General features: G+C 63.0%; 9 protein-coding genes. 5 read left to right on the top strand and 4 right to left on the bottom strand.

Features of this window, described 5'->3' with window-relative positions; genetic code table 11:
• Positions 1–175 precede the first annotated feature (175 nt).
• The 4 genes from BG61_RS43590 (at position 176) to gcvA (ending at position 3,299) form a co-directional block, all read left to right on the top strand.
• Complete coding sequence (locus BG61_RS43590) at positions 176–334, top strand: hypothetical protein (protein ID WP_174479748.1); 159 nt, start codon at positions 176–178, stop codon at positions 332–334.
• A 426-nt stretch (positions 335–760) separates the two neighbouring features.
• Complete coding sequence (locus BG61_RS27945; RefSeq protein WP_035931007.1) at positions 761–1,204, top strand: cupin domain-containing protein; 444 nt, start codon at positions 761–763, stop codon at positions 1,202–1,204.
• A gap of 285 nt (positions 1,205–1,489) precedes the next feature.
• Entirely contained in the window at positions 1,490–2,236 is a 747-nt protein-coding gene (locus BG61_RS27940) for an SDR family oxidoreductase (RefSeq protein WP_035931006.1), read from the top strand.
• A 148-nt stretch (positions 2,237–2,384) separates the two neighbouring features.
• Positions 2,385–3,299 carry a transcriptional regulator GcvA gene (gene gcvA, locus BG61_RS27935; protein ID WP_035931005.1) on the top strand — a complete coding sequence of 305 codons (915 nt, stop codon included), beginning with the start codon at positions 2,385–2,387 and terminating at the stop codon, positions 3,297–3,299.
• A 154-nt stretch (positions 3,300–3,453) separates the two neighbouring features.
• Here the strand turns inward: gcvA and BG61_RS27930 are convergent, their stop codons facing one another.
• Positions 3,454–4,755, bottom strand: a complete 1,302-nt coding sequence (locus BG61_RS27930; RefSeq protein WP_035931004.1) for an aspartate aminotransferase family protein — start codon at positions 4,753–4,755, stop codon at positions 3,454–3,456.
• 78 nt (positions 4,756–4,833) lie between these two features.
• Here BG61_RS27930 and BG61_RS27925 point away from each other — a divergent pair, with 78 nt between their 5' ends.
• The gene (locus BG61_RS27925; RefSeq protein ID WP_035931003.1) at positions 4,834–5,718 is read left to right on the top strand and encodes a LysR family transcriptional regulator; all 885 of its coding nucleotides are present in this window, start codon (positions 4,834–4,836) and stop codon (positions 5,716–5,718) included.
• 160 nt (positions 5,719–5,878) lie between these two features.
• Here the strand turns inward: BG61_RS27925 and BG61_RS27920 are convergent, their stop codons facing one another.
• The 3 genes from BG61_RS27920 to BG61_RS27910 all read right to left on the bottom strand — a co-directional run bounded on the left by BG61_RS27920 (position 5,879) and on the right by BG61_RS27910 (position 9,667).
• A complete protein-coding gene (locus BG61_RS27920) occupies positions 5,879–6,697 on the bottom strand; it encodes a hypothetical protein (RefSeq protein WP_232256143.1) in 819 nt (272 codons plus the stop codon).
• 306 nt (positions 6,698–7,003) lie between these two features.
• On the bottom strand, positions 7,004–8,815 hold the full coding sequence (locus tag BG61_RS27915) for an alkaline phosphatase D family protein (RefSeq protein ID WP_035931001.1): 1,812 nt from the start codon (positions 8,813–8,815) through the stop codon (positions 7,004–7,006).
• A gap of 333 nt (positions 8,816–9,148) precedes the next feature.
• The gene (locus BG61_RS27910; protein ID WP_035931000.1) at positions 9,149–9,667 is read right to left on the bottom strand and encodes a GNAT family N-acetyltransferase; all 519 of its coding nucleotides are present in this window, start codon (positions 9,665–9,667) and stop codon (positions 9,149–9,151) included.
• Between the last annotated feature and the right edge of the window lie 47 nt (positions 9,668–9,714).

Below are 9,714 nucleotides of genomic sequence, written 5' to 3'. Positions count from 1 at the left end.
GAACTAATTTCGCAACAGCTTCTTAGTGTGTTCCCCATCGAACACGGTAAGGTTTGTTGCCCTATATTGGACGAACAAGTCGCAACGGATTCAGGTCAACACCTCGTTAGCGACATGCTTCAACGTCAAAGGGCGCGGTCTCGTGGTGATTACCTCTTGCAGCCACCGCGGCGTCGTGAATACGGTCAGACGCGCGATGGAGGTCTCCAGAATCAAGAAAGTGCATGCTGTGGCAGGCGGCTTTCACCTGGCGCCGCAAAAGGAAGACTATGTCAGGCAGACCGTCACGGCACCAAAGGAAACCGATCCCGACTACGTCATTCCGATGCACTGAACCGGCGAAATCTTCGTCCAGATCTTGCAGAAAGAGATGCCTGAGAAGTTCATTCGCTCGTACACGGGTAGCCGTTACGTGTTTGGGGCTTGACGATTTGCGGGGAGGTTGGGACGTTGCCAGTCGCGTGCGCCGGTTGATCTGGAGCGCACCTTCGGTTTTGGCCGCGCAGAGCAAGACGAACCCGGAGCAAACAAAGACGCTGCAAACAAGCGACGCTAAACGGGGACACCAGAGGACCGCGCGGATTCAGCTTCGCGTCACTTCGTTCCGGCCTCGCCGCGCTCGGAGAAAGTACGGTTCTAAGAGGCGCATAATCCGAGCTGAATTGAGTTCCCTCAGGCGGCAGACGTGCCGCAAGCGGCGCATCCCTTGCCTGTAACGTCGGCGGATTAACGAAGATCCCTAATCTGAAGGAGGTTGAAAATGACTCCCAGCGGCGCGGCGGCAGGTGAACCAATCAACGTTGGTCAATTGTGCATTCAGTACCTGATTGATGGAACGGCCACAGGTGGGATGGGTGTTTTCGAGTTGACGGTGTCACCCAACTCGCAAGTTCCGCCGCCGCACTGCCATACGCGCAGCGAAGAATGCGTCTATGTTCTTGAGGGCGTGCTTCGGTACTCGGTCGACGGGATCGTCCGGGACCTGAAGCCCGGAGAATGGATGTTTACCCCACGAGGATCGGTTCATCACTTCAGCAACCCGCACAATGGCACAGCCCGCGCACTGATCGTCCTTACGCCCGATATCGGCGCGCAGTATTTTCGTGATGTCGCGACGATCGTAAATGCCGGTGGGCCGCCCGACCGCGAGAAGCTGATCGGTGTCATGTCCAGGTACGGGCTGGTGCCGGCACCCGTTCAATGAACCGACGACCACGTCGGCAACCGCCGTTCGATGCGGCAGGACGCGAGGCCGAAGTCTGGCGAGCTGCAGCCGTGCGTCCTTGAATTCAGCCAGCCTTTAGCCAGACAACGGATCTGCATTCCGTAATCCGTTCGAAAGCGCGCTCACTCAGATAGTTTTTCTTTGCCGCCGCTACAGATCTTCTCGTTTGCCGCGCCGTTCGCCGGCGCCGATAGTTGAGTCACCGGGACGCAGCGCTGCTTCCGATTATTCGAATGACTCAACTCTCATGCAGGAGCAAACATCATGAAGCTGGCAAACAAGGTGGCACTGGTGACGGGCGGCACGTCGGGGATTGGTCTCGAAACCGCCAGGCTGTTTCGCGACGAAGGCGCGAAGGTCGTCGTTATCGGCACCAGCGAGCAGCGGCTGCGGGAAGCGGAACATGTGCTTGGCGAAAACGCCATGATATTGCGCGCCGATTTGCGCGATCCGCTGCAAATCGACAAGGCAGTGGCCGAAGTGGTCGAAACGCACGGCGCGATCGATATCGTCTTCGCCAACGCCGGAGCAGGGAAGTCCGCGCCCTTCGATGCGGTCACGCCAGAACAGCTCGGCGATCAGTTCGCGCTCAACGTCGGCGGTTTGTTCTTCACCATCCAGAAGAGCGCGCCGCATCTGCGCGACGGCGGCAGCATCGTCGTGACCACGTCGTTCCTCAACGCGGTCGGCACGCCGGGCCTGGCTGTCCTGTCCGCCACGAAGGCCGCGGTGCGCTCGCTGGTTCGCTCGATCGGCGCCGAGCTTGCGCCGCGCCGCATCCGTGTGAATGCGGTGAGCCCGGGCCCGATCGATACGCCGTTTGCGAGCAAGCTGGGGCTGCCAGAAGACGATCTGCGCAAGTCGGGCGAAGCGCTCGCCGCGGCGGTGCCGCTCAAGCGCATCGGCAGTGCGGTGGAAGTCGCGAAAGCTGTGCTCTTCCTCGCCAGCGACGACGCGTCGTACGTGACCGGCACCGAACTGGTGGTCGACGGCGGCTTGTCGCAAATCTGAGGGCCCGATGGCGGCGAACGGCCGGCAATGAAGCGATGCCGGCCGGTCTTCCCCGCCAACGTGGGTTGCGCCCGAACGCACCGGCGGCTGACGCAATCGTTCGGCAACGCGGTAAAGTCGGGGCTCTCCACCGTCCCATCCGACGACAATGCGCGCACCGAACAACCTCAACGCCCTGCGAGCCTTCGAAGCGGTCGCAAGACATCTGAGCTATACCGCGGCGGCAGCGGAACTGAACGTGACGCCCGCCGCGGTCGGTCAGCTCATCCGCAGTCTGGAAACCTATCTGGACGTCGAGCTGTTTCATCGCTCCGCGTCCGGGCCATCGCGGCTTACCCTGACCGATGCCGCGCGGGCCGCGCTGCCCGATCTGCAAGGCGGCTTCGACCTGCTGTCGAACGGGGTGGAACGGATCAAGGCAAGCAAGTCGCGCATCGCTTTCACGCTGACCGTACCGCCCGCCTTTGCGGACAAGTGGCTGCTGTGGCGCGTCGAACGTTTTCAGCGCAGGCATCCCTATTACGATCTGCGCATCGATACGAGCCGGCATCTGACGGATTTCACCGCGGAACGCATCGACGTCGGCATCCGCTACGGCGCGGGCGTGTGGCCCAATCTGGTCGCGACGTTTCTGCTGCGCGACGAGTTTTTTCCCGTGTGCAGCCCGGCGCTGCTGCGCGGCCGGCACGCGCTGAAAACGCCGGCCGATCTGCGACATCACGCGCTGATCCACGATATTTCGATGAGCGATTTTGGCGTCTTTCCGACGTGGCGCTCGTGGCTGCTGCACGCCGGCTGTCGCGACGCCGTGGACACTGACCGCGGGCTGCAGCTCAACGACTCGGCGCTCGCGATCCAGACGGCCGTTTCCGGCAACGGTGTCGCGCTCGGCAGAACGACGCTGGTGGAACGCGACCTCGCCGAAGGTCGCCTCGTGAAGCCGTTCGAAGCGGTGCAGGGCTGCGAACTCGCCTACTACCTCGTGCACCGGAAGGAAAGCGGCCAGTCCGCGCCCGTACTCGCGTTCAAGGAGTGGCTGCTGGAAGAAGCGGGCACGCGTTAGGCCATCTTCAGCGCTTGGCGCGCGCCTGATGAGTCACCAGCGACGTCTTCAAGTCGCGGACATTGAAGCGGACGGCAGCAGCGCTTCTTTTGCGGCCGTCCGGGATCTTGTGCACCGAACGGCCGCCTGCCACTCATCCATGAACACCGGGTGACTACAGCGAACGTTCGATCGCCTTCCCGAGCAGTTCCAGACCCAGGTCGATCTCGTCCTCGTGGACGGTCAACGGAGGCGCCATCCGGAAGACACCGCCCATACCGGGCAACTGCACGATGTTCATGCTGAGCCCCAGATTCATGCACTCGCGGGTGATCCTTGAGCCGAGTCCATCCGCCGGCTCCTTCGTGCGGCGGTCCTTGACGATCTCCATACCCAGAAGCAGCCCTCGTCCGCGAATGTCGCCGATGCACCCGAAGCGTTCCATCAGATCCATCAGGCCGCGCCTGAGTCGCTCGCCCATCAGGTTCGCGCGCGCAACCAGTCCCTCGCGCTCGACCACGTCGAGCACTCGCAGACCGACAGCTGCGGGAAGCGGATCGGACACATGGGTCGTATAGAACAGGTAGCCCAGTTCATGGGCCCGCTCCTCTATCTGTGCGGAGGTCACGACGGCCGCGAGCGGCAGGCCGGCGCCAAGCGTCTTCGACAGGGTGAGGATGTCGGGCGTGACGCCATCGCGCTGACAGGCGAACATGGTGCCCGTGCGCCCGATCCCGGTTTGCGCTTCATCGAGGATCATCAACATGCCGCGCTCCTCACATTTGCGCTTCAGTGCGGCCATGTAGCCTTCCGGCAGTTCGATGATCCCGCCGGAACTGAGGATCGGCTCTGCAATGAAGGCGGCAAGATTACCGCTGGACTGACGATCGATGAGATCGAAGGCGTAGTCCAGTTCCGACAGGTAATCGTATTCACCGTTGCGCTCGAAACGCGGCCGGTACAGGAACGGGGCGGGGATCGCGAACGAGCCGACGGCTGCCGGACCGACGCCCTTGCGACCTGCACTGTAGGTCGCGGATGCCGCTCCCCCCGTCATGCCGTGCCAGGACTGCGCAAAGCCCACGATTTCATATTTGCCGGTGACCAGCTTCGCCATGCGAATGGCGGCCTCGTTCGACTCCGCGCCCGTACTGAGCAGCAGCGCCCGGTCGAGCCCGTCGGGCGTGATCTCGGCCAAGCGGGTCGCCAAGTCGACCACCGGTCGCGAAAGCATCCCGCTGAAGAGATGGTCGAGCTTGCCAGCGTATTCGTTGATGACCGACACGATCTCCGGATGGCTGTGCCCGAGCACCGCGCTCATCTGCCCCGAGGTGAAATCCAGGATCGCGCGGCCGTCCGCGTCATAGACGAAGCTGCCCTGGGCGCGCTCGATGATCATCGGCTCGAAGGTGCCTCCATAGCGGATGAGGTGCTGCCTGGCGTTACGCCAAAAAGTTGCATCGTTGTTCCGGGACACCTTGCTTCTCCTTGACGGGTGGCGAGAATAACTTGCAGTCTAGAGGGCTCTCTGCTTTCATAGAATCGAATAGTTCTTATGGAAGATAGAAGCGAGCCTAATATCTTGAGTCTTTCACTCGAAATCGATCTGCTGCGTTCGTTTATCGTCGTTGCCGAAGTCCGCGCGCTGAGTCGCGCGGCCAGCCGGGTCGGCCGGACCCAGTCCGCGCTGAGTCAGCAGATGAAGCGGCTCGAAGAAATCGTAGATCAGCCGCTGTTTCAGCGCACGGGGCGTGGCGTGGTGCTGACGAATCCCGGCGAACGCCTGTTGATCCACGCCCAGCGCATTCTGCGGCTGCATGACGAGGCGATGGCCGATCTTTCCGGCAAGGGGCTGTCGGGGACGATCCGCTTCGGCTGCCCGGACGACTACGCTGCCGTTTTTCTCCCGCATTTGCTGCGGCAGTTTTCAAGCCAACACCCGCATGCGCTGGTGGAGGTCATTTGCGCCCCGACCCCGCGATTGCTCGAACAGCTGGAGATGCATGCGCTGGACCTTGCCATGATCTCGTTGCCGGAAGACACGGCGAACGAAGACATCATTCGCCGCGAACCGCTCGTCTGGGTTGGCTATCCGGGGCTGGATTCCGCGCACTTCGACCCGTTGCCGCTCGCGCTTTCCGATCCGGACACGCTCGATCACGTGGCTGCTTGCGAAGCGCTGCAACGCTCGGGGAGAGCCTATCGCATCGCCTGCGCGAGCAGCAGTCTTGCGGGCCTCACGGCCCTGGTCCGTTCGGGGCAGGCCTTTGCCGTCATCACACAGACTGCCGTCGCGCCGGATCTCTGCATACTCAATGCCGATCCGGCGCTTCCGCCTTTGCCCGGCATAGGCATTACGCTGAAGTTCGAACGGGAGCGTCCGTCCCTTCTGATCACGGCATTCGCGGAGCACATCCGGCTTACGTTGCCCTTGCTTTGATTGAACAGGCTTTGGGCAGAGGTCGGCGACGTCTCGTCGCCGCTTTGCCGCTACGGCCTGGCGTGTTTCATCGACTGGCCGAATGCACACCCTGATTCCGGTCATTCGATGACGAAGCGCACGAACGGCCGAACGGGGTATCGCTGGCTTCGTCCAGGTTTCAGGCGCTAAGTGCCTGTTTAAACGGTTGCGCGTCGGTTGCCCGATCAACCGTGGATTCCGTTCGACGCTCGAGCGACACCTTGCGCTTTTCTTCAGCGTTCGCGATGAAGTCGGACAGTTCGCGCTCCATGGCTGAATCCTTGGCGCCCGGCTTCCATGTCGCGGCGCCGTATCGCCGGCGCGTGGTCCGGGCAAGTGCCAAGGCTGCCATCGCAGCCTTCGCACATTCGTATTCGACCTGGCCGCAAACGTCGATCGGCTCGCCGAATTCGCGGAACGCTTCCACATACTCCCGCGCGGCGTGCGCCGTTGCCGGGTACTCGCGCAGCTCGGAGATGACCTTGCGGCTCAGGACGTGCCACTGAAGCTTGTCAGGGTAGGCGAAGGCGGGGATGGAGACGCCCTTGCTGGCTTCGCGGCTCATGGGGCCGGCGGGCTCCGCTGTTGCCCAGGCGGCCTTATGCATCATCGTGCGGCAGGTTCGAGCGTAGCTTTCCAGCGATAGCGCAAGCTCCAATGCCGTGTCGCGCCGCTGACGCTTGCGCTCCCTGGCATCCCTTGCCGAGATCCACGCGAGCGTGATGACAGAGCCAACCGCCCCTGACGTCAGTGCCAAAGTCAGCGGAGTGTTCCAGCCAAGTTGCTGGAGATGTTCAAGCCATTCGTGCCACATACGATGCGCCTCGGAGATAGAGGTGCACAGAGTATAAGCAATCGTTTGCGGAGTATTGAGAGCAAAGAATGCGGTGTGTGTTTTCGCCACAAACGTTTCGATGGGGCGCTGCGCATCTTGACAGACCGTGCCGAACGAGGCCAATCGTTGGTCCCAGCGCCAGGACCGCGAACCTCGCGACATCGGAGAGCACGGTGCGGCCCTTCGGCGATCGGGCGGCGGCCGTGTCGGAGGCGGGCGACGGACGGTCGAAGGGGCGGGGCATCGGGTCAGCGCGCGGTGGTTGAGTGCCTCATGCATACCGGCATCGCGGCATCGATTCCGTTCTTCTGCGGCTTCGTGGGCTCACTCACGGCCGGCTGGTTCTCCGATCTCATCACGAGCGGCAGCACGAATCGCCGCTCTGGCGCGAAGCCGGCAACCGATTTGCGCCGCCCGGCCGCGCAGCAATCAGATATTGTCCTCGACGACAACGGCCACCGCCCCGGCATTCACCGTGATCCGTGTCCTCTTCGCAAGCGCCGCCGCCGGTGCGCTACCGTCCGCATTGAGGGGCTTCACCTTGTTGAAGATCGCCACGAACTGCCCCGGTGTCACCGTCGCCGAGGCGTACCCGATTCCGTCATGATCGGCATAGGCCATGTCGGGATTGTTCTGCCGGACGAACGCATCGACCGCCTGTGGCGACGCGACCAGCGCTCCGAGCGGCATGCCGGCCGAATAAGTCTTGATGTCCTCGAAGAAAGGCCGGCTGCTGATCCCCGCCGACATCAGGTCGACCATCACCGGCGTACCCGTCGCGGGATTCGGCACGTCGCGCACGACACCCGCCTGGAACGCATGCAGGTCGCCGGTAATCGCAACGAGGTTGCTGATTCCCTGGGACTTCAGGAACGACATCAGTTCGGCCTTGTGCGCCGGATAGCCGTCCCAGGCGTCGCAGTCGAGCACGAACACGACGTTCCCGGGCGCCGGGGCAATCGCGCTCAGATCGAGCCACAGGCGATTCATCATCACCTCGTTGCCCCAGACCTTCCATGTCGCGATCGAACCCTTGAGCGTGTCTTTCCACCATTGTGTCTGCGCGGGGCCGAGGATCGACGGCGGCCGCCCGAGCCGTTGCGTGGCGAGCGTCTCGAACTGCGAGAGCACCGCCTGCGGCACGAAGTAGCGGGAGCCGACGAGGTCATTGTCGTTGACCGGATCGTGCCCGAGCGTTTGCGCGATTGCCGCTTCGCTGACGACGTGATCGTCGCGATACAGCCGCTCGTCGGTCATGACGAGATGCACGAGCGAGCCGAAGTGGAAGTCGCGATAGAGACGGATGTTGTCGTAGTTGCCGTTGCGCAGGTCGAACGACACATCGCCCCAGTCGACGGGCAGATATTCCGCCCATGCCTGATTCGCGTTGCGCCGCCGCTGGGTCTCCTGCCGGTTCTCGTTCGTGTAGGTCTGATGGTCTTGCCAGCAGTCGTCGGAGAACTCGTGATCGTCCCAGATCGCGATCATCGGAAAGCGCGCGTGTATCGCCTGCAGACGCGCGTCGCCGCGATACGTGCGGTAGAGCGTGCGGTAATCCGCGAGCGAATTCGCGTAGGTGCCGCCGCTGCGAAGCGGCAATCCGTCTGGCAGCGTGAGCGGCGGATGCGCCGGCTCCGCCGGGCCCGGCTGAGCAGCCGGCCCGACCGTCTCGTAGATGTAGTCGCCCAGGTGCACGACGAAGTCGAGATCCGTTTCGGCTGCGAGCAGCGACATCGCCTGCCAGTGGTTCGCGCTCCAGTTCTGACAGACGAACCAGGCGAAGCGTACGCGCGGGTTCGCTTCATTGGCGGAGGGCGCGGTGCGCGTCGTGCCCGTCGCGCTGATGTCGCTGCCCGCGACGAAGCGGTAATAGTAAGTGGTCTTCGGTGTCAGCCCGGTAACTTTTGCGCGCACCGTATGGTCGAAGTCGGGCACCGCGCTGAGTTGAACGCTGGCGGCGAGTTGCGAGAAATCCTGCAACGGCGACACCTGCAACACCAGTGCGACCGCGCCTGGCGCCGCGCCGCTCGAGCCCGTGCAGCGCGTCCAGAAGACGGCGGAGACATCGCGCGGGTCGCCGCTCGCGACGCCCTGCGGGAATGCGAACGTGCCGGTCGGCGGAGGAGGAGGCGTGCTGCTGCCCGGGTTGTTGTCGTCATCGTGGTGACACGCGGTGAGCGTCCCGGTCGCGGCGGCGACCGTATAGAACGCGGACAGCGAGAGGAAACGTCGACGGTCCATGGCAGCGCCTCGCTCCTGTGGGCAGGTGGCGCTTGCGCCGCACGTTCCGGGCCCGGGCATGAGCCATGACGGGGGACGCGAGCGCGGCCTTGGTGATTGGAGCGGTAGCGGGGTGTGACCGTCGATGGACGAAGCGCGGGACGCCAGTCGTGTGGACGTTTTACAAGCTATGAACCGCCGCTCATTGCGTCAGGGAAGGCATTGCATGCGGGGGCGTACATCCAGTGCAAACGCGTTTGCGCCACCCATGCAGTCTCGCCCGCGTACATGCTTGTGCCCCTGCACATGGACTCGCAAGAGAGGGGCCATGCGTGTCTTCGGTCTTTCTCGTCATCACAGCGGCGCGAGATCGAGGCGGAAAAAGAGCGAATTGCGGTCCGGAAAGTCATAGCGAACTGGCAGGTCGGCTGCCGTGACCTGTACGAATCCCTGCCGCTTGTAGAATTGATGCGAGCGTACCGACACCGATGGCGTATCCAGGACGATGGTCGTGATGCCGTTCCTTCCAGCGTGTGACATCAACTCATCGAAGAGGCGGGAAGCACAGCCCATGCCGGCCCCTCGCCAGGCCGCCGAGACGAAAAACTTCTTGAGCACCGCGACCTGTGGTGTCTTGATCTGCAGACCGATCGTGCCAACGACATGCCCGGTGCCATCCAGCGCGACCCAGAAACCGCCTCCCGTATCCGAATAGTTTCGCGGAATATCGAGCAGGTCGGGCTGGTCTTCGAGCGCAATGCCGACTCCCGATTCGGCGTTCTGGATGTGCAGGATCAGGCCGATGACTTCGTCCTTGTGCGCGTGTCGATAGGTGGTGACGGCAGGCTGACCGGGTTGGGCGTTCGAGGGCATGGGCGCGGAGCGGAGTATGTTGACCCCCCCGACTCTAAGGCCCGACC

It is taken from the genome of Caballeronia glathei (genome assembly GCF_000698595.1).
GTDB lineage: Bacteria > Pseudomonadota > Gammaproteobacteria > Burkholderiales > Burkholderiaceae > Caballeronia > Caballeronia glathei.
Note: the sequence above shows the minus strand (reverse complement) of the source record. Positions and strands in the feature narration are given on the sequence as shown.

Coding starts and splice junctions, on each gene's coding strand:
- BG61_RS27945 (WP_035931007.1), top strand. CDS start 761: ATGACTCCCAGCGGCGCGGCGGCAGGTGAACCAATCAACGTTGGTCAA.
- BG61_RS27915 (WP_035931001.1), bottom strand. CDS start 8,815: ATGGACCGTCGACGTTTCCTCTCGCTGTCCGCGTTCTATACGGTCGCC.
- BG61_RS27925 (WP_035931003.1), top strand. CDS start 4,834: ATGGAAGATAGAAGCGAGCCTAATATCTTGAGTCTTTCACTCGAAATC.
- gcvA (WP_035931005.1), top strand. CDS start 2,385: ATGCGCGCACCGAACAACCTCAACGCCCTGCGAGCCTTCGAAGCGGTC.
- BG61_RS27910 (WP_035931000.1), bottom strand. CDS start 9,667: ATGCCCTCGAACGCCCAACCCGGTCAGCCTGCCGTCACCACCTATCGA.
- BG61_RS27940 (WP_035931006.1), top strand. CDS start 1,490: ATGAAGCTGGCAAACAAGGTGGCACTGGTGACGGGCGGCACGTCGGGG.